General features: G+C 60.5%; 15 protein-coding genes. 3 read left to right on the top strand and 12 right to left on the bottom strand.

Annotated features, from left to right (window positions below; translation table 11 throughout):
• Positions 1 to 42 precede the first annotated feature (42 nt).
• The 8 genes from PF1751_RS29325 to PF1751_RS25520 all read right to left on the bottom strand — a co-directional run bounded on the left by PF1751_RS29325 (position 43) and on the right by PF1751_RS25520 (position 11,119).
• Complete coding sequence (locus PF1751_RS29325) at positions 43 to 219, bottom strand: hypothetical protein (RefSeq protein WP_010207054.1); 177 nt, start codon at positions 217 to 219, stop codon at positions 43 to 45.
• Positions 216 to 1,319 (bottom strand): PepSY-associated TM helix domain-containing protein, encoded by a 1,104-nt coding sequence (locus PF1751_RS25550; RefSeq protein ID WP_044287990.1) that lies wholly within the window; start codon positions 1,317 to 1,319, stop codon positions 216 to 218. Before PF1751_RS25550 ends, PF1751_RS29325 begins: the two co-directional genes overlap by 4 nt.
• 63 nt (positions 1,320 to 1,382) lie before the next feature.
• Positions 1,383 to 3,812 (bottom strand): TonB-dependent siderophore receptor, encoded by a 2,430-nt coding sequence (locus tag PF1751_RS25545; protein WP_010207051.1) that lies wholly within the window; start codon positions 3,810 to 3,812, stop codon positions 1,383 to 1,385.
• A gap of 146 nt (positions 3,813 to 3,958) precedes the next feature.
• Positions 3,959 to 6,772, bottom strand: a complete 2,814-nt coding sequence (locus PF1751_RS25540; protein WP_021491311.1) for an acyltransferase domain-containing protein — start codon at positions 6,770 to 6,772, stop codon at positions 3,959 to 3,961.
• A gap of 109 nt (positions 6,773 to 6,881) precedes the next feature.
• Positions 6,882 to 7,877 carry a FecR domain-containing protein gene (locus PF1751_RS25535; protein WP_044287989.1) on the bottom strand — a complete coding sequence of 332 codons (996 nt, stop codon included), beginning with the start codon at positions 7,875 to 7,877 and terminating at the stop codon, positions 6,882 to 6,884.
• The gene (locus tag PF1751_RS25530) at positions 7,874 to 8,392 is read right to left on the bottom strand and encodes an RNA polymerase sigma factor (protein ID WP_010207046.1); all 519 of its coding nucleotides are present in this window, start codon (positions 8,390 to 8,392) and stop codon (positions 7,874 to 7,876) included. Before PF1751_RS25530 ends, PF1751_RS25535 begins: the two co-directional genes overlap by 4 nt.
• Positions 8,393 to 8,492: 100 nt before the next feature.
• Positions 8,493 to 9,200 (bottom strand): 3'-5' exonuclease, encoded by a 708-nt coding sequence (locus PF1751_RS25525; protein WP_010207044.1) that lies wholly within the window; start codon positions 9,198 to 9,200, stop codon positions 8,493 to 8,495.
• Positions 9,197 to 11,119, bottom strand: a complete 1,923-nt coding sequence (locus PF1751_RS25520; RefSeq protein WP_010207042.1) for a putative nucleotidyltransferase substrate binding domain-containing protein — start codon at positions 11,117 to 11,119, stop codon at positions 9,197 to 9,199. Before PF1751_RS25520 ends, PF1751_RS25525 begins: the two co-directional genes overlap by 4 nt.
• A 245-nt stretch (positions 11,120 to 11,364) precedes the next feature.
• Here PF1751_RS25520 and PF1751_RS25515 point away from each other — a divergent pair, with 245 nt between their 5' ends.
• Complete coding sequence (locus PF1751_RS25515) at positions 11,365 to 11,811, top strand: response regulator (protein ID WP_010207040.1); 447 nt, start codon at positions 11,365 to 11,367, stop codon at positions 11,809 to 11,811.
• 127 nt (positions 11,812 to 11,938) lie between these two features.
• A complete protein-coding gene (locus tag PF1751_RS25510; RefSeq protein ID WP_010207038.1) occupies positions 11,939 to 12,382 on the top strand; it encodes a hypothetical protein in 444 nt (147 codons plus the stop codon).
• Positions 12,383 to 12,418: 36 nt separating this feature from the next.
• Here PF1751_RS25510 and PF1751_RS25505 read toward each other — a convergent pair whose 3' ends face one another.
• A complete protein-coding gene (locus PF1751_RS25505) occupies positions 12,419 to 14,596 on the bottom strand; it encodes a malate synthase G (protein ID WP_044287988.1) in 2,178 nt (725 codons plus the stop codon).
• Positions 14,597 to 14,863: 267 nt separating this feature from the next.
• Between PF1751_RS25505 and PF1751_RS25500 the strand changes: the two genes are divergently transcribed.
• Complete coding sequence (locus tag PF1751_RS25500) at positions 14,864 to 15,376, top strand: glycine cleavage system transcriptional repressor (RefSeq protein ID WP_044287987.1); 513 nt, start codon at positions 14,864 to 14,866, stop codon at positions 15,374 to 15,376.
• Between the two features lie 223 nt (positions 15,377 to 15,599).
• Here PF1751_RS25500 and rarD read toward each other — a convergent pair whose 3' ends face one another.
• The 3 genes from rarD to PF1751_RS25485 all read right to left on the bottom strand — a co-directional run bounded on the left by rarD (position 15,600) and on the right by PF1751_RS25485 (position 19,654).
• The gene (gene rarD, locus PF1751_RS25495; protein WP_010207032.1) at positions 15,600 to 16,484 is read right to left on the bottom strand and encodes an EamA family transporter RarD; all 885 of its coding nucleotides are present in this window, start codon (positions 16,482 to 16,484) and stop codon (positions 15,600 to 15,602) included.
• Between the two features lie 102 nt (positions 16,485 to 16,586).
• Positions 16,587 to 17,561, bottom strand: a complete 975-nt coding sequence (locus tag PF1751_RS25490) for a serine/threonine protein kinase (protein WP_010207031.1) — start codon at positions 17,559 to 17,561, stop codon at positions 16,587 to 16,589.
• A gap of 194 nt (positions 17,562 to 17,755) precedes the next feature.
• The gene (locus PF1751_RS25485; RefSeq protein WP_010207029.1) at positions 17,756 to 19,654 is read right to left on the bottom strand and encodes a PhoX family protein; all 1,899 of its coding nucleotides are present in this window, start codon (positions 19,652 to 19,654) and stop codon (positions 17,756 to 17,758) included.
• Positions 19,655 to 19,681 lie beyond the last annotated feature (27 nt).

Here is a 19,681-nt window from a genome sequence, read left to right as displayed (position 1 = left end):
TGTCTAATTATTGCTGGGCACGATTTACAACGCTCACCGCGCTCATCGGCGCAGTACTCCCCACAGCGCAATGGCTGCCGGGATCCCAAGCCCCAGCCAACTCAGCGAATCCCACAACCCGTCTCCCAGCAACGCCGCGAACAACCCTGCCGCCGTGAACAGGCCAATCCCCAGCGGAATACCAAATACCTTCCAGAAATTCGATTGCCTAGGCTTCATGCCTTGCCCGCCTTGCGCCGCACGATCCACAAATAAACCCCGCTGCCGAGCACGATGATGGTCAGCACATCCAGCGTCGCCCACAGGATCTTCATCGGCATGCCGCCGTAGTCACCAAAGTGCAGCGGCTGGGACATGCCCATGGCGTCCATGTACCACGGTCGTTCGGCGATGGCGGTGACGGCGAGGGTGCTGGCGTCAATCAGCACGGGCGTGAGCAGGTGCGAGGTCAGGTGGGTGCTGCCCTTCATGAAGACCGCGTAATGGTGCTCACTGGAAAAGCGTGTGCCGGGGAAGGCGATAAAGTCCGGCTGCATGCCAGGTGCGGCTTTGGCGGCGATACTCAGGAGTTCGGTGGCCGGAGCGCGCTGGCTCAGGGGTGGAGCATGTTTGTACGGTTCGATCATCGCGCTGAGGCTGTCCTGGCGCCAGGCGGCGATGATCAGGTCGGCGCAGGCGCTGATCACACCGGTCACGCCGACGACCAGTGCCCAGGTCAGAGTGACCACGCCGATCAGGTTATGCAGGTCGAGCCAGCGCAGGCGGGTGGATTTGTCCTGGCGCACGGTGGCGAACTTCAAGCGACGCATGAATGGCAGGTACAGCACGGTGCCCGAGATAATCGCGACCACAAACAGAATGCCCATGAATGCCAGCAACAACTTGCCCGGCAGACCGGCAAACATGTCCACGTGCAGGCGCAGCAGAAACATCGTGAACCCGCCGTTGGCCGATGGCATCTCCACGGCTTCACCGGTGCGCGCATCGAGCATGAAGGTGTGCGACGAGTTGGGTTCGGTGCCAGCGGTGGCGGCCATGATCGCGATCACGCCGTTTTTGTCGTCTTCGTCCCAGGCCAGGTATTGCATGGCGTCGCCAGGGCGATGAGCCTGTGCGGCGCTGACCAGTTGCTCCAGGTTGAGCTGCGGCGTGTCGGCAGGCATGTGCGCCAATTCCGGCTCGTTGCCCAGCAGATGGTCGATCTCATGGTGAAACACCAACGGCAAGCCGGTAAGGGCGAGCAGCAGCAGGAATACCGTGCAGATCAGGCTGGTCCATGTGTGGATGAAGGACCAGCGGCGGATGGTTTTGCTTTTCATTTGTTCAACCTTCAGACACACCAAAGCCGCCCACGGGGGCGGCCTGGTGGTTAACTCAGCCGATTACCACTGATAGGTGGCGCTGGCGACGACGCTGCGTTGGTCGCCGAAGTAGCAGTAGGAACCGTCACAGGTGGAAATGTAGTCCTTGTTGAACAGGTTGGTGGCGTTGAGTTTGATCGAGGCGCCTTTGAGGGTGTTGTCGAGTCGGCCCAAGTCGTAATGCACCGCACCGTCGAATACGGTGTATGCGTTGGCTTTGCCGAGCCAGGTGTTGCCCTGGTCGCCGTAGGTGTTGCCGGTGTAGCGGGCACCGAAGCCGATGCCGAAACCGTCCAGTACGCCTGTGTGCCAGGTGTAGTCGGTCCACAGGGAAGCTTGCTGGTTGGGCATCAGTTGCAGGCGGTTGCCCTTGAATTCGCCTTTCTGCACTTCGGATTTGGCCAGGGTGTAAGCGGCGATCACCTTGAGATTCTCGGTGACGTCGGACACCGCTTCCAATTCCAGGCCTTTAACTTTCACTTCGCCGGTTTGGTCGGTGACAGATTGGCCGCCTGCGCCGGTGCTGGTAACGAGTACGTTTTTCTGAGTCAGGTCGTATACCGCCGCACTCAGTAAAGTGTTGGAGCCAGGTGGCTGGTATTTGATCCCCAGCTCCCATTGCTTGCCTTCGGTTGGTTTGTACGACTTGAGCGGGTCCACGCTGGCGTTGCTCGCTGGCTGGAAAGATTCAGCGTAGGACAAGTACGGCACAAAGCCTGAGTCGAACACATAGCTCAACGCTGCGTTGCCACTGAAGTTTTTGCTTCGGTCAGTGTTGGTCACGTCTTTTTTATTGAAGTAGGTAGTGCCTTGATGCACCCAGTCTTCCCGTCCGCCGAGGGTCAGGCGCCAGTTGTCCAGAGCCATTTGGTCTTGAACATAGAGGCCGGTTTGTACAGTTTTCTGGTTGTAGTCGTAGTAGGCGTCGGCGCGTGCGGGGCGCACGACTGGTGTCGTGTTGACGGGGTTGAAAATGTTCACACGCCCGGCGCTGCCGTAGATAGACAGGTAAGAAGTGTCTGTGCGCTGGTGGTCCAGACCCAATAGCAGGGTATGGGTGACATCACCGGTCGAGAAGTCGGCCTGGAAGTTGTTGTCGACCGCGAATTGGCCGATGTTTTCGTCAACGTTTGTTGAGGTGCGGTCGATATTGCCTGCCGCGTCAACCGGATAATAGGCATAGGCACCGACAGTCAGTTGCTGGAACGACAACTCCGACTTGGTGTAACGCAGGTTCTGCCTGAACTGCCAGGTATCGTTGAAGCGATGCTCGAAGGCATAACCCAGCGCGTAATAGGTACGGTCGTAGAACTCGTAGTCCGGATCGCCCAGGTTCTTGTGGTGGGACACATCGCCCAGCGGCGATTTGATCTTGGTGCCCACGATTGGCAGGAACTGACTGGTCGCGCCCGTATCGTCGCGGGTGAACTGCGACAGGAAGGTCAGCTTGGTATCGTTATCGATATTCCATGTCAGGCTTGGCGCAATGTTGTAGCGCTTGTTGTCGATGTGGTCGACCTGGGTGCCGGCATCGCGCACCACGCCGCTGAGGCCATAGAGGAACTGGCCTTCATCATCGATCTTGCCGGTGCTGGCGAAGTTGATCTGGCGATAGTTGTCGCTGCCGTATTGCACCTGCACGGCATTGCTCGATTCAGCGCTGGGGCGGCGGCTGACCATATCCAGCAGACCGCCCGGCGGGGTCTGGCCGTACACCGACGAGGCCGGGCCACGCAGCAGGGCGAGGCGGTCAAGGTTCCAGGTTTCGGCTTTCGGGTTGGCGTACACGCCACGCGGCAGTGGCAGACCGTCGAGGAACTGGGTCGGTTCGAAGCCGCGCACACGCATCCAGTCGTAGCGGGTGTCGCTGCCATAGCTGGCGGAGACGATGCCGGGCATGTACTTGACCGCGTCATCCAGGTTCTGGACGTTGCGGTCCTGCATCTGCTCGCGGGTGGCGACGGAAATCGAACGGGGTGCCTCGACCAGTGCAGTGTCCGTCTTGGTGCCGGCGGCAGTGCGCTTGGCCAGGTAGCCGTCGACCGGCCCCCAGGCGCTTTCATAGCTGTCCTGGCCCGTGATGTTGGTGGTAGGCAATGCGAGTACCCCCTCCGGCACCGGCACCAACGAGTACGTCCCGGCACTGCTCTGCTCCAACTGCAACCCAGTCCCCCTCAACGCTTCACGCAGCGCAGCCGGCGCATCGAACTGGCCCTGGACCGGCGCCGAGGTCTTGCCTGACGCCAATGCCGGGCTGAGGGTCAGTGCCAGGCCGCCCTGGCTGGCGATCTGGTTCAGGGTCGTGGCCAGTGGTGCCGCCGGCAGGTTGTAGGTGCGCACGCTGGACGCCTGCTCGGCGGCAATCAGCGAGGTGCTGGCCAGCGGGGCGCTGAGGGCAATCGCCATGGCTAACAGGCTGGGGCGCAACAAGGTGTCTAGCGTGCGGGACATAGGGCGGCTCCTGAATGGAAATATTTCGCAATTGCCTAGGTGCCGAACGAAAAACGAAAAGTGATAGGGCCAAGTGAAAATAAATCTGTGAGCGTTCACAACTCTTCGCACTGCATGGCCCTGAAAGTTCAGGCTTGCGATGCGTTTCAGCCTTGTGCCCATTGCAGTTTCGCGGTCAAAGCGTCTGCGTAAGGTTCTGCACGGGCGATGGCCGCACGCGTCGCTTCACCGTGGCCGAAGGCATCGATCAACAGCAGGGCGTGGGGGGCCAGGAAGTCGCTCAGTCGATTGAGTTGTTCCTCCAGCGCACGGTAGCGAGTGCTGTCCATGAGGCCCTCGCTGATATACCAGGCCGCGTGTTTGTGCAGGTAGTCGAGTACGTAAAGGCCGCACAGTGCGTTCACCAGATCCTTTGCAAGCCCCGGCGGCAGGGAGTCGCCGGCCTTTACTGCGCTCTCGATGGCGAGGCGTTGGGCATGCGCTTCGCCTGCCCGTGCAACCACCATCAGCTTTGAATTCCAGACCTGCATGTCGTCCTCACCCAACGTCCGGCGTGCGGCGACATGGTCGGCCACCTCCTTGAGCAAACGGTATTCCAGGGTGCGGGCCATGCTCAGGCTGTACTCGGGATCGTCCAGTTCAGCCTGCGGGTCGGGTGGTGTGGGTTTGCTCAAGGGTTGGCCGATCAGGACCTTGGCGGCATCCAGCAGGATCATGCGGTTATTGCCGCCCGCGTCCTGGTAGATCTTGGCCATGCCTTCGTAGTCGGCGAAACGATTGAGGTTGAGCGCCCCGGCCACGCCGCAGCGCAATCGGCATTCGGTGGCCACCGCCTCGGCGGCGGGGGCGCAAAGGGCTTTGAGCAACGCCAATCTCTGGGAAATGGCGGCCCACGGTGTCCACGTCACCTCTCCCGCGCCGGTGTTGTCCAGTGATGACTGACTGGCCGTGCCCTCGATCCAGAGACACGCGCAGTCATTGGCGAAGCTTTTCATCACGTACGCGGTGGCCAGGCAGCCGAACAGTGCGCGGCGTTGGGTGCGAAAATCCAGCAGGCTTGTACCGTTGCCGATGCGTGCCTGGGTGGTGCGCCGGTTGGCATGCGTCAGGGCCAGTGTTGCACAGGCCAGCATGACGGAGCTCAAACCGGTGCCAACCATCGCCCACACGTTCTTGGGGGCGAAGAGTGAGCGGATCAGACGCCGATCGGTGTTGCCCAGTGGGTCGTGGAAGCGGTTGGAGTCATCAATGTGCGCCCCGTCACACAGCCATGCGTCAAAAGAGATGCGTACCTGATTAAAACGCAACACGCCGTAATCCAATGGCACTGCGCGAATTTCCGCTGGCGACGACATTTCAATGCCGGGGCACGGGCCCTGTGCATCACTTAATGGCAAGACAAAGGCGAAGACACCACAGCGTTGGTCCTGAACCGTCAACTCAGCAAACACTACGCCCATCTTATTCAGGTTATTGATACCGACATTGGCGAATTTCAGCGCGGCGTTGTTCGGTGTGTTCAACACAAACGTACGCGTGTCGGTATCGAATACCGCCTCCAGGCAGGGGGCCATATGCGAGTTGCTGCGGCCTATTTCAGTCAGCGCGTAGACCCCCAGGCTTTCGCCCGTTTCCAGTTCGCGCCGCCACCGGGCGGCATGCGGGTGGTCCTGCTCGAACGCCAGCAGTGTGCCGATGCACAAACCCTGCTGAATCACGCATCCCATGAACAGCGATGGATCATTGATCGCCGCATGAGTGGCCACGGCCATCAACCATTCCGGTTGTTTGAACCCGTGGATGCCGTCGGGCAGTTGCTTGAGCAGATGCTGCAAGCGCCAATAGGTATGGCGGTGGCCGTCGTGGGCGCTCTGGTTGGTTTGCGGATGCAACTGCGGATCGCTGAACGTATAGGCCATGTGCGCGTGGGTTTGGGCAGAGACGGGCCCGTTGACCAGAGGGCGCAGGACGTTGAGCGTCTGTGAGTCGACCAGCAGTTGGCGAAGGGCATTGGGCGGCGCGGCCAGGGGTGTGTAGGTTTTGGCATCGCGCAGGCTTTTGAGGATGCACATCGACATGCCTCGGTTCACGCCCATGTCGATAAATAGGCGGCGGTGGTCGGGCGCTAATGTGGTGAGTGTCTTGGGCAGGTCGGTGGGGTGGGTCACGCCCCGCGTGAACAACTCGTGCAGGTCTTCCCCGTGCCGGTAGCAGCGTCTCAGCACGGTCGAATAGATGGGCATTCTGAACGGCTGTTGCTTCAGGGGCTGTAGCCGTGCGTTCATCACTTCTGCGACATGCCGGTGCGCCGAGTAATGGGAGGCGTAGGCGATCGGCACCCAGCGCAATGGCGGCGTGTTGTCGCCGTAGCGTTCAAGCAGACCGTTCAGGCCGCTCATTTCGCCGCTGATGATGCATTGCTCAGGGGCATTGACCGAGCCCAACTCCAGCTTCAGTTCTGGCCACCTGTCGAGCAACGCTTGCGTCTTTTGCGGCGCCAGGTTGATCAGCAGCATGCCGCCGCGGCCCTCCTCACTGCGGTAGGCCGCATTGAGGGCGCAGACTGCAGCCACGCCCTGCTCAATGCTCAGTACGCCGGCGCATACCCGAGCGGCAATCTCACCAAAACTCTGCGCGAGAATCAGTGCCGGACGCACGCCTGCGTCGTGCAGCAACTGGTTGAGCACAACCGCAGCGCCATACAGGGCCAGTTGCATGACTCCGGAAGGCAGCGGCAGGGCATGCTGATGGGTCAGCAACACTTGAGTGACCAGGCCGGGCTGCAGGCCGGGCTCGTGCTGCGCCGCCTCGTGTTCGATGAGCGCCAGGGTGGACTCTATCGAGCCACGCAACTCCTCGGCGTGTTGGTGCAGGTCGGCCAAGGCACCGCAGGGGTCGTTGCCCTGACCGGGGAAGCAGAAGGTAAACGTGTGGCGGGTGATGTTTGGGAGCGTCGACATCGTTTCATCCTTAATAGAACAATTGAGATGTCTATTGAAGGACACGACGGTAAGGCTGAAACCTGTCAGGCATGACAGTTTTTTAGACGCGTTTGAAATGAGGGTTTGTTCATTTCTCGCTAAGTGATTCGGTGTTTTTCGCCGTGGCTTTCACCGTTACCCACCAGGGAGTGTGCTGCTCGATGTGCACCGGCAGTGTCGGCAGCAGCGCGTTGAGCGCCAGCGTGGTGTCGTGCAGTGGGAAGCTGCCGGTGATGCGCAGGTCAGCCACGTTTTTATCCACCCCCAGGTAACCGGTGCGGTAACGGCTGAGCTCCTCGACCACCTCGCCCAGGCGCGCGTTGTCGACCACCAGCATGCCGCGGGTCCAGGCATCGGTGGCGGGAGTGACGGCAAGCAGCGGGCCGAGGCCGTCGCTGCGCATCAGCACTTGTTGGCCTTCCTTGAAGACCTGTTCCTGGTGCAGCGCCTCGGGTTGGGCCGCCACGGCCGATTGCAGCACGCTCAAGCGTGTGGCGTCGTCTTCGCGCTTGACGATAAACCGTGTGCCCAGCGCCCGCAGGCTGCCATCGCGGGTTTGTACATAGAACGGGCGTTCATCGTTGTGGCCGGTTTCGACCAGGATTTCACCTTCCTGCAACACAACCAGCCGGCGTTTTTCATCGAAACGCACGTCGATGGCGCTGTGGGTATTGAGGTTGATCAGCGTACCGTCCGACAGCTTCAGCGTGCGCTGCTCACCCGTGGCGGTACGTTGGTCGGCCAGCCAATAGTGGATCGGCACATAGCGCTCACCGGCAAACAGCGCCAGGCCAATGACCAACGCGACACTTGCCAGGCCACTGCCCAGCTTGCGCACACGCTGGCGAATACCTTCACGCGATTGCAGCAATGCTGCCCGCACCGGGCCTGAGGCTACGCTGAAACGCTGGTCGAGCATGCCCAACTGACGCCAGGCGCGGGCATGTTCTTCATCGCTGGCCAGCCATTTATCGAACTCTTCACGCTCGATTGCACTGCCGTCACCCGAATCAAGGGACAACTGCCAGGCGATCGCCGCATCCAGCACGCGGGCCGACACCGGTCTGGAACTGATCACCGTCACTGCGGCTCGCCATACAGCGCGATGTAGCACTGGCGAATGCCTTGGGCCAGGTACTGGCGCACGCGGGGCACCGACACGCCGAGGCGCTGGGCGATTTCGGCGTGGCCGATGCCGTCGAGACGGTTATAAAGGAAGGCGGCGCGGGCCTTGCTCGACAGCTTGCCGAGCAGGCGGTCGATAGCCTTGAGGTCTTCGAGGATCAGGTGCTGTTCTTCCGGCGAAGGGTGTTCACTTTCCGGGATCAGCATCAGTTCGGTGAGGTAGGCCTGTTCCAGGGCGGCGCGACGGAAGTAATCGAACAGCAAGCCCTTGGCGATCGCCATCAGGAACGCACGGGGTTCGCGGGGCGCGCGCAACTCGTCACGGCCCAGCAGACGCATGAAGGTGTCCTGGCTCAGGTCTTCGGCGCGGCTCGGGCAGGCCACGTTGCGTCGAAGCCAGGCCAGCAGCCAGCCACGATGGTCGCGATACAACGCGCCAACAAGCTCACTGTGTGGGTTCTGAATCGACGACAAGGCATCACCTGGTAAACGGGATGTTTAAACTAACGAGAATTATTCGCGATTGTGGCAGAGCCGTGGTGTCGGCGCAATTGGCGTTTGTCGGGAGATGACATTAAAACGATGGCGCGTGTTGACGCCGTTTCCATTGGCTCAAACGCTCTTGCAATACCTGTGGCGTATCGATGTGCTGCTGGCGCGCGCGGCTGAACAGGATGAGCATCAGCTCCGCCGTGGCCAGGGCATCGGCGCTGGCGTGATGACGCTCGCCCACGTGCAGGTTGAAGTGATTGATCCAATCGTCCAGCCCGGCTTCGCGGATGTGCGCCTCGGGGCATAACAGAGGGGCGATGTCTGCAACGTCGAGAAACGGATGGGTCAGGCGGTAACCCAGGCTGTCCTTGAGTGCCCGGCACAGCATGTGTTGATCGAACGGCGCATGGAAGGCGAGTAATGGGCTGTCACCGACAAAGTCCATGAAGTCCAGCAACGCGTCCACCGGATCGCTGCCGGCCGCGATCGCACTGGGGCCGAGGCCGTGGATCAACACGCTGGGGCTGAGTTTGGTTTCAGCCCGTTGCAGGGTGCGTTCGAACAGTTGCGAGAAATCCACCGCACCGTCTTCGATCACGACCGCGCCGATGGACAGTACCTGATCACGATTGAGGTTGAGGCCGCTGGTTTCCAGGTCCACCACCACCCAGCGCTGGTTGCGCAGGGTGTTGTTGCCCAGTGGCGTGGGACTGCGCAGTTGCGCCAGGCGCTGTTGTTGCGCACTGTCGAGCCCCGGCTTTTTCTTACGCAGCCAGTTGAACAAACTCACAGCTGATACCGCAGCGTCAGGCTGCTTTGCAGACGTTGTGCCTGGCGCAGGGATTCACGCAGGATCCGACGGTCCAGATGGTTGAGGCTGTCAGGGTCGACACGGTTGGAGTACGGCTGGTTCTCGCGGGATTGCAACTGGTGCTGCTGCATGCGGGTCTGCTGGATAAAGTGGTAGGCCTCTTCATACGCGGCGCCGTCCAGGGGCTCAATCACCTCCTTCACCACCAGTTGGCGCAGACGCTCCAAGGTGTTGTTGGCGTGGATACCATTGGCCAGGGCCAGCAGGCGCGCGCCGTCGACGAAAGGGGTCAGGCCCTGCACCTTGAGGTCGAGGGTGGCTTTTTCGCCACCTTTGCGGGTCAGTACAAATTCACGGAAACGTCCTACGGGCGGCCGCTGGCGCAACGCGTTTTCGGCCAGCATGCGTTGGAACAACCGGTTGTCCGCCACTTGGTCGAGAATGGTTTGGCGCAATTGCTCGCAGCCACGTTCATCGCCCCACACCACACGCAGATCGAAATAGATGCTGGAACCCAGCAGATTCTCCGGCGTCGCCTCGCGGATAAAAGCTGCAAACCGCCGCGCCCACTCCGCGCGCGACAGGCACAGCTCCGGGTTGCCGGCCATGATGTTGCCTTTGCACAGGCTGAACCCGCACAGGGCAAGACTCTGATTGATCTGCTGGGCGAGTGGCAGCAGCCGGCCACGGATCGCTGCTGCTTCGGCGGCGTCCTTGGCATCGAACAGAATGCCGTTGTCCTGATCGGTGTAAAGCGTCTGCTCGCGACGGCCTTCGCTGCCGAAGCACAACCAACTGAACGGTACGCCGGGGTCGCCTTTTTCGGCCAGGGTCAGCTCGATCACCCGGCACACGGTGTGATCGTTGAGCAGCGTAATGATGTGGGTGATCTGAGTGGACGAGGCCCCATGGGCCAGCATGCGTTCGACCAACTGGCCGATCTCGCCGCGAATCGCCACCAGGTTGTCCACCCGCGGTGCGTTGCGGATGGTGCGCGCCAGATGCACCAGGTCCACCCGTTGCAGTGAAAACAGGTCGCGTTCGGACACTACACCGCACAGGCGCTGGTCCTTGACCAGGCAGACGTGGGCGATATGCCGTTCGGTCATGGCGATTGCAGCGTCGAAGGCGCTGTGGTCAGGGGTCAGGAAGAAGGGCGCCTGGGTCATATGCCCTTCGATGGGTTGGCTGAAATCGCTGGTGCCATCGGCCACCACCTGGCGCAGGTCGCGCAGGGTGAAAATCCCCAGGGGCGCCTTGAGCTCATCGACGATGACGATGCTGCCCACCTGTTGCTCATGCATCAGCGTGACGGCTTCGCGCAGCGGTGTGGCTGGGCTGCACGTGACCGGATGGCGCATGGCCAATTCGCCGAGGCGCGTGTTCAGCGAGTACTGAGTGCCGAGGGTTTCCACGGCTTTTTGCTGCACTTGCTGATTGACCTGGTCCAACAGGCTGCTGACGCCACGCAGGGCAAAATCGCGAAACGGGCTGGACAGCGCGAAGAGCTTGATGAATGCCGGTTTGTTCAGTTGCAGGCAGAAGGTGTCTTCGGCGGCCTTGTGCTCGGTGCGGGTCGCCCGTTCGCCCAGCAACGCGGCCAGGGGGAAGCACTCGCCAGTGGTGATTTCGAAGGTGGTTTCGGCGCTGTCCGGTCGTTCACCCACAACCCGGCCCTGCTTGACGATATAAAAGTGTTCAACCGGCCCACCCGACGGTTTGAGGATGCTGTCGCCGGGGCCATAGAAGCGTAATTGGCACTGTTCCACCAAAAACGCCAGGTGGGCGTTTTCCATCTGGTTGAACGGCGGGAAACGCTGCAGGAACTGCAGGGTGCCGTGAATATTCTGCAACACAGCAGTTTTTCCCGCTTGCGCGAAAGCATCAGCTTTACTCATAACAGTGACCGCATTTTTTTGTCGTTATCGTCCTGCATGGTCGACTCCCGCGCGGCGGGTGCCCATTGGACGTAAGTCTAGGTCGATACAAACGGCACACGCCTAGGGAAAAACCTTACATGACTATCGTCCAAAACCCGTAGAACGCCCACTAGGCAAACTTTCCGACGAAGTGCACATTGAACGCCCTTCCGCAGATGTCTGACGAGTGTGCTGGGAGATTGATTAGAACTGCTGAGAACCGTATGTCCGACCACGATATTTTGAGTGACGCTGAGCGCGAGGCGCTGAGCGCCGTGATGCTGGAGCCTGATTTACCGCCACAACGCGTGCTGATCGTCGACGACGACAAGGACGCACGCGAATTGCTGGCGGAAATCCTGGGACTGGACGGTATTCGCTGCATGACGGCTGACAGTGGTGAGGCGGCGTGGGATTTGTTGAAGTCGAGCAGCTCCATCGGTTTGCTGATCACCGATTTGCGCATGAACCCCGGCAACGGGCTGGAGTTGATCAAGCTAGTGCGAGATTCCACTCGCGCTGCATTGCCCATTATCATCATGTCGGGGGACGCCGAAGCGCCAGATGTGATTGATGCGATGCACTTGAGCGTGGTGGATTTTTTGCTGAAACCGATTGATAGCGTGAAGTTGGCGAAGATGGTCAAGCGGGAGTTGGGGATGGCGCAGTAGGGGCCGTTTGTCTGGAGTTACACCACACTGTCAACTCTGACAGTCGTTGCAGTGGGCGATCGCATGTTCAATGGTTTGGGTGCTCTTGACGAGCTTTTGGCCCATGACCTGAACAGGAATCTAATTTATGCCCACTGCAGAAGATAACAGCCCTCAGGCTGACGCTGACCACGCGTTAGCGGAGTTTGAATACACCCTCAAAGGCAATCGTCTCAAATTAACCTCGCGGAGGATCATCAGGGACATTCAACGACTGATAATACCCACAGACGAAGTCAACGGCTTAGGTATTAGCTTGACCTATTCTCCGAAAAGAGTCGAAGAGGGGAATAACGAATTCAACTTGTCGGAGATCTCGAAAGTAATATTTATGCTCAGTCCGTTTGAGGAATACGACCGAGCCCCCTCAGGAACGATAGAGGTCAAATATCAAATCATCCCCGAACCTACAGTAGATAGAGTCGAGCTCTCGGGCCTTGTGCGAGACGGCAAAGTCAGTAATAAAACGGGTGATGTACTTACGTTCAGCGGTACATTCAACTACGGGTTTAGTGTGCCTCTAAAGCGTTAATAAAAAGCCCTGATCTCACGATCAGGGCTTTTTCATTTACAGGCCGTTTTTAGCCTTGAACTCCCGACGCCTGCGGTGCAACACCGGTTCGGTATACCCATTCGGCTGTTTGGTACCTTCAATCACCAACTCCACCGCCGCCTGGAACGCGATATTGCTGTCGAAATCCGGTGCCAGTGGGCGATACAGCTTGTCCCCGGCATTTTGACGGTCCACCACTGGCGCCATGCGCTTGAGGCTTTCCATCACCTGGACTTCATTGACGATGCCGTGGCGCAGCCAGTTGGCGATGTGCTGGCTGGAGATACGCAGGGTGGCGCGGTCTTCCATCAGGCCCACATCGTTGATGTCCGGCACTTTCGAGCAGCCAACACCCTGGTCGATCCAGCGGACGACATAGCCGAGGATGCTCTGGGCGTTGTTGTCCAGCTCGTTGCGGATTTCTTCGTCGGACCAATTGGTGTTACTGGCCAAGGGAATGGTCAGGATGTCGTCCACCGACGCGCGCTCGCGCTTGGCCAGTTCGGCCTGGCGGGCGAATACGTCGACCTTGTGATAGTGCAACACGTGCAGGGCAGCCGCCGTGGGCGACGGTACCCAGGCGGTGTTGGCGCCGGCCAGTGGGTGGGCGATCTTCTGCTCGAGCATTGCGGCCATCAGGTCGGGCATGGCCCACATGCCTTTACCGATCTGCGCGCGACCTTGCAGGCCGGTGCTCAGGCCGATATCCACGTTCCAGTTCTCGTAGGCGCTGATCCATTTTTCCGCCTTCATGGCGGCCTTGCGCACCATCGCGCCGGCTTCCATGGAGGTGTGGATCTCGTCGCCGGTACGGTCGAGGAAGCCGGTGTTGATGAATACCACGCGCTCACTGGCCGCCTTGATGCAGGCCTTGAGGTTGACCGTGGTGCGGCGCTCCTCGTCCATGATCCCGACTTTGAGGGTGTTGCGCGGCAGGTTCAGCACGTTTTCGATACGCCCGAACAGCTCATTGGTGAACGCCGCTTCTTCCGGGCCGTGCATCTTCGGTTTCACGATGTACACGGAACCCGTGCGGCTGTTTTTGCGGCTGCTGTTGCCGTTGAGGCTGTGGATCGCCGCCAGGCTGGTGATCAGCCCGTCGAGAATACCTTCCGGCACTTCGTTGCCGTCTTTGTCGAGGATCGCGTCGATGGTCATCAGGTGGCCAACGTTACGCACGAACAGCAGCGAACGGCCATGCAGGGTCACGTCCTGGCCATTCACGCCGGTGTAGACACGGTCGGCATTCATGGTGCGGGTGAAGGTCTTGCCGCCCTTGGCGACTTCTTCGGCCAGGTCGCCCTTCATCAGGCCGAGCCAGTTGCGGTAGATCACCACTTTGTCGTCGGCATCGACGGCGGCGACGGAGTCTTCGCAGTCCATGATGGTGGTCAGCGCGGCTTCCATCAGCACATCTTTGATGCCGGCGGCGTCGGTCTGGCCGACAGGGGTGCTGGCGTCGATCTGGATTTCGAAGTGCAGGCCGTTGTGTTTCAGCAGGATCGCAATCGGCTGCGCTGCAGGGCCCTGGAAACCGATCAACTGTGCGTCATCGCGCAGGCCGCTGTTGCTGCCGCCCTTGAGGCTGACGATCAGCTTGCCGTCGACGATCTTGTAGCCGGTCGAATCCACGTGGCTGCCGGCGCTGAGCGGTGCGGCCTCATCGAGGAAGGCGCGGGCGAAGGCGATGACCTTGTCGCCACGTACCTTGTTGTAGCCCTGGCCCTTTTCGGCGCCGTCGGCTTCGCTGATGGCATCGGTGCCATACAGCGCGTCATACAGAGAGCCCCAGCGCGCATTGGAGGCGTTGAGGGCGAAGCGGGCGTTCATCACCGGCACTACCAGCTGCGGGCCGGCCATGCGGGCGATCTCGTCATCGACGTTTTGGGTCGTGGCCTGGAAGTCTGCGGCTTCTGGCAGCAGGTATCCAATGTCTTGCAGGAAGGCTTTGTAAGCCACCGGGTCATGCGCCTGGCCGGCGTGGGTCTGGTGCCAGGTATCGATCCGCGTTTGGAAATCGTCGCGTTTGGCGAGTAGGGCTTTGTTCTTCGGTGCCAGGTCGTGGATGACCTTGTCGGCGCCGGCCCAGAACTGGTCGGCAGTAATGCCGGTGCCGGGAATGGCTTCGTTGTTCACGAAGTCGAACAGGACTTTGGCGACCTGCAGGCCACCGACTTGAACGTGTTCAGTCATTGCTTGCCTCACTCTGCGGAGCTTATGCGCTGTTTCAGATTTTCATTATGTAGTGCACGATTGGGCATACTACATGATGACTTGCGGTTGTGAAAATTAGACTAAATACGTCGTTTAGCGACCCACTTTGGTCGTACGGTCACAGCGGAGAACCGGATGTTCTCAAAAAACTAATGGATTGTTCCAGATAAATATAAAAATGGTACACGATTTGTTTTCAAGGGCTTGCGGGTCCACCTTGTAGATTGAATTCCAGAGGGCTTGGCCATGGACCATCTTGTACTCACAATTATCGCCGCCGACAAACCCGGGCTGGTTGAACGCATTGCGCAGAACATCGCCGCCCACGGCGGCAACTGGCTGGAAAGCCGCATGGCCCACATGGCCGGGCAGTTTGCCGGGATCCTGCGGGTCAGCGTTCCTGCAGAGCACCGTCAGGCGTTGGTCGGGGCGCTGGAGGATTTATCCACACATGGCATTCGCGTGCTGGTGGGCGAGGGCAGTAGCGGACAGGCCTCGGCCTCCAGATCGATCATGATGACGCTGGTGGGCAATGACCGTGCGGGCATTGTGCGCGAGATTACGGCGCTGCTGAGCAAGCAGGGTGTGAACCTGGAGAGCCTGAGTACCGATGTGCGCCCGGCACCCATGAGCGGCGATCCATTGTTTACCGCCGAGGCGTTGTTGCAGGTGCCAGCGGCGTTGTCCCTCGATACCTTGCAGTTGTCCCTGGAAACCCTGGCCGATGACTTGATGGTGGAACTGCATCACGAGGAATAATCTGCCCACAGGGTTATGCATGGAAATCTTGCATGGGCCTGTGGATAACCTGTAGAGACCCGGCGCCAGGCCACGCCCGCCGGGCGCCTCCGTCATTTGAGCAAAAAACGAGCAATTTCAAAAGCTTGTGCACAAATGGCGGGGATCAGGTTGTGGATAACCTTGGGGTGGATGCCTGCAAGCCACGCCCGCTGTGGCTTGCAGAGGTTTGTACGTTATTTGATCAGCGTTTGCGTGCGCTGAGCCAGATATCAACGCTGTACACCACCAGGCCTGCCCAGATGAAGGCGAAGGCGGTCAGTGTGCTCGGTGCCAGGTGTTCACCGAACAGCAGCACGGCTTCCAGCAACACCAGCGTCGGTGCGACGTACTGCAAAAAGCCCAATGCGGTGTAGGGCAAATGCCGTGCGGCGGCGTTGAAACACACCAACGGGATCAGCGTCACCGGGCCGGCGGCCACCAGCCACCAGGCTTCGGACGTACTCCAGAACGCCATCTGGGCACTATGGGCGGTCGGGTTGAACAGCAACCAGGCCACTGCAATCGGCACCAGCATCCAGGTTTCCACCACCAGCCCCGGCAGCGCCTTGACGGGCGCCTGCTTGCGAATCAGCCCGTAGAAGCCAAAGGTCAACGCCAGCACCAACGATACCCACGGCAAGCTGCCGACTTGCCACACCTGTTGCGCCACACCCACGGCGGCCAGCCCGACGGCCACCCACTGCAAGCGCCGCAGGCGTTCGCCCAGGATCAGCATGCCCAGCACCACATTCACCAGCGGGTTGATGTAGTAACCCAGGCTCGCTTCCAGCATGCGTCCGGTATTCACCGACCACACGTAAGTCAGCCAGTTGCCCGCAATCAACGAACCACTGAGGGCCAGGATCGCCAGGCGCTTGGGGTTGTCGCGCAATTCGCGGAACCAGCCGGGATGCTTCCACACCATCAACAGCAAACCGCCGAACAGCGCCGACCACAGCACGCGGTGTACGATGATCTCGGCAGCGGGTACGCTGGCGATGGCTTTGAAGTAGAGCGGGAACAGACCCCAGATGACATAGGCGCTCAGGCCCAGGATGTACCCCTTGCGGGGGTTGGCGGCTTGCATGCGGAATCCTTGCTTAGGCAGCTAACAAAGCGCAATTGTAAGGATATTTCTCAGGCAATGGGATCTGCTTTCTGTGGGAGCCGGTCTCCCACAGAACAGCCCTTAAAACAGCTTCAGGGGTTCTTCGTTCAAGGCCGAGAGTTGCTCGCGCAACGCCAGCACCTGATCGCCCCAATAACGCTCGCTGCCAAACCACGGGAAGCTGTGAGGGAACGCCGGGTCGTCCCAGCGCCGCGCCAGCCAGGCGCTGTAGTGCATCAGGCGCAAGGCGCGCAGGGGTTCGATCAGCGCCAGTTCACGCGGGTCGAAGTCATGGAATTCCTGGTAGCCGTCCATCAATTCCGAGAGCTGGCCCAGACATTCCTGACGATCTCCGGCGAGCATCATCCACAGGTCCTGCACTGCCGGGCCCATGCGGCAGTCGTCCAGGTCAACGATGTGGAACATCTCGTCGCGACACATCATGTTGCCGGGGTGGCAATCGCCGTGCATGCGGATGTTCTTGTGCGGCGTGGCCTTGTACACCTCTTCCACACGCTTGAGCAGGTCGCGGGCCACGGACTCGTAGGCCGGCAGCAGGCTCTTGGGAATGAAATTGCCTTCGAGCAACGTGGTCAGGGAGTCGTGACCGAAGTTCTTCACGCCCAGGGCTTCCCGGTGTTCGAACGGGCGGGTGGAACCCACCGCATGCAAACGGCCGAGCAATTGCCCGAGGCGATACAGTTGATCGAGATTGCCCGGCTCCGGCGCGCGGCCGCCACGGCGCGGGAACAAGGTGAAGCGGAAGCCGGCGTGTTCGAACAGGCTTTCGCCGTTGTGGATCAGTGGCGCGACCACCGGGACTTCGCATTCGGCCAGTTCGAAAGTAAAGCGGTGTTCTTCGAGGATTGCTTCGTTGGTCCAACGCTGTGGACGATAGAACTTGGCGATCAGCGGTTCCGAGTCTTCGATACCCACTTGATAGACACGGTTTTCGTAGCTGTTGAGCGCCAGAACGCGAGCATCGCTGAGGAAGCCGATGCTTTCGACCGCGTCGAGTACCAGATCGGGCGTGAGTGTTTCAAACGGGTGGGCCATGCGAACTCCTGCGCGCAGCAGGGCGCCGCGTCCGGCCGGGTATGGTAACGCACACGAGCATAGATAGGTGGTGGCTGTGGGGACGCCTTCGCGAGCAAGCGCGCTCCCATATTTCACCGCGTATATCCTGTAGGAATGCGGTGGAATGTAGGAGCGGCGGTTCGACGCTTCGACTTGCTCGCAAAAGCGGTCTATCAGGCGCCGACGATACCGCCGTCATCCCGTCGAATCGCCATCACCGACGAGCGCGGCTTGCCATTCGGCAGATGCTCCGGCCAGGTCGAACCGCCGGTCTCCCCCGGATGCTGAATCCCTACAAAGAGCGTCTTCTGATCCGGCGAGAAGCTAATGCCTGTCACTTCACAGGCCACCGGCCCGACCATGAAACGGCGGATTTCCCCGGTGGCGGGGTCTGCACACAGCATCTGGTTATTGCCCATGCCTGCGAAATCTCCGGCGTTGCTGTAGTCCCCGTCTGTGAGGATCCACAAGCGCCCGGCCTTGTCGAAGCCCAAGCCATCGGGGCTGTTGAACATGTTCTGCGGGTTGATGTTCGACGAGCCACCTTTTGGCGTGCCGGCGTGCACACCCGGGTTGCCGGCCACCACAAACAGGTCCCAGGTGAATGTCGAGGCACCGTGGTTATCGGCGTCGGCCTTCCAACGCAGGATCTGGCCGTAGACGTTTTTCTCACGTGGGTTGGGGCCGCCCACTGGCTGGCCCTCTTCACCCCGCTTGGCGTTATTGGTCAGGGTGCAATAGACCTGGCCATCGGTGGGGCTGACCACGATCCATTCCGGGCGGTCCATGCGTGTGGCTTTCACCACGCTGGCGGCCAGGCGGGCGTGGATCAGCACTTCGGCCTGGCTGGCAAAACCGGTGCTGGCGTCGATGCCGTTTTTGCCGTGGGTCAGCTCGACCCATTGGCCCTTGCCCTTGGGGTGGTCGGTGTTGCCGTCGCCCGCGTCGAAGATCGCCACATACAAGGTGCCGTGGTCGAGCAAGTCTTTGTTGGCCTTGGGGTTCTTGTGGTTGATCTTGTCGCGGCTGACGAACTTGTAGATGAACTCGCCGCGCTCATCGTCGCCCATGTACACCACGGCGCGGCCGTCGCGGGTTTCCGCCAAGGCAGCGTTTTCGTGCTTGAAGCGGCCCAGGGCGGTGCGTTTGGCCGGGGTGGATTGTGGGTCGAACGGGTCGATTTCCACGACCCAACCGTGGCGGTTGAGTTCGTTGGGATTCTTGGCGATGTCGAAGCGTGGGTCGTGTTGGTGCCAGTTGATGTCTTTGCTGGCGGCGACCACGCCATAGCGTTTCTGCCCGGCGTCGAAGGTCTGTTGCGGGTTGCTGCTGCCGAAGCAGTCGGTGAAGTTCTCTTCGCACGTCAGATAAGTGCCCCACGGTGTCTTGCCGTTGGCGCAGTTCTGGAAGGTACCCAGGGCTTTTTTACCGGACTTGTCGGCGCTGGTTTTCAGCCAGTCGTGGCCGGCGGCGGGGCCGCTGAGGCGGATCGGCGAGTTGCCATGGATGCGGCGGTTGTAGCGCGAGTCCTGCACGAACTGCCAGGTGTCGCCCTTGCGGCGTACTTCGATCACTGACACACCTTCGCTGGCCTGGGCCTTGTGCACGTCTTCGGCCGACTGCGGCGCACCGCCGTGGGCGAAAAGGTAGCGATAGTTGGTGTATTCGTTGTTGATCGCCATAAGCGCGCGGTTGTCGTCACCGGGGAAGGCAAACAGGCTCATGCCGTCGTTGTTGTCGCCGAACTGTTGCTCCTGGGCCTTGGCCGTGCCGTTGCCGGACGGGTCGAAGGCCGGCGCGCTCTTGCTCAGCGGCTGGCCCCAGCTGATCAGCACCGAAGCGCTGTAGCCCGGCGGCAAGGTAATGGCGTCGCTGGTGGCAGCGGCGATGCTGGTGAAACCCAGCAACGGGCTGGCGCTGGCGGCGTTGACGGCGAGAGCGCTGCGGGTCAGCAGGTTGCCGCCGAGGAACATCGCGGCGCCGCACAGGGCACCGGCACCGATGAAGCGGCGGCGGGTGAGGCCGACCATCTGCTCAAGGTCGGTGGCTTGGTTTTCTTCTAATAGGCTCATCTCAGGCTCCCTGCGGTTTTTGCAAAC

Origin of the sequence: Pseudomonas simiae (assembly GCF_000934565.1) — a bacterium.
Taxonomy (GTDB): domain Bacteria; phylum Pseudomonadota; class Gammaproteobacteria; order Pseudomonadales; family Pseudomonadaceae; genus Aquipseudomonas; species Aquipseudomonas simiae.
Note: the sequence above shows the minus strand (reverse complement) of the source record. Positions and strands in the feature narration are given on the sequence as shown.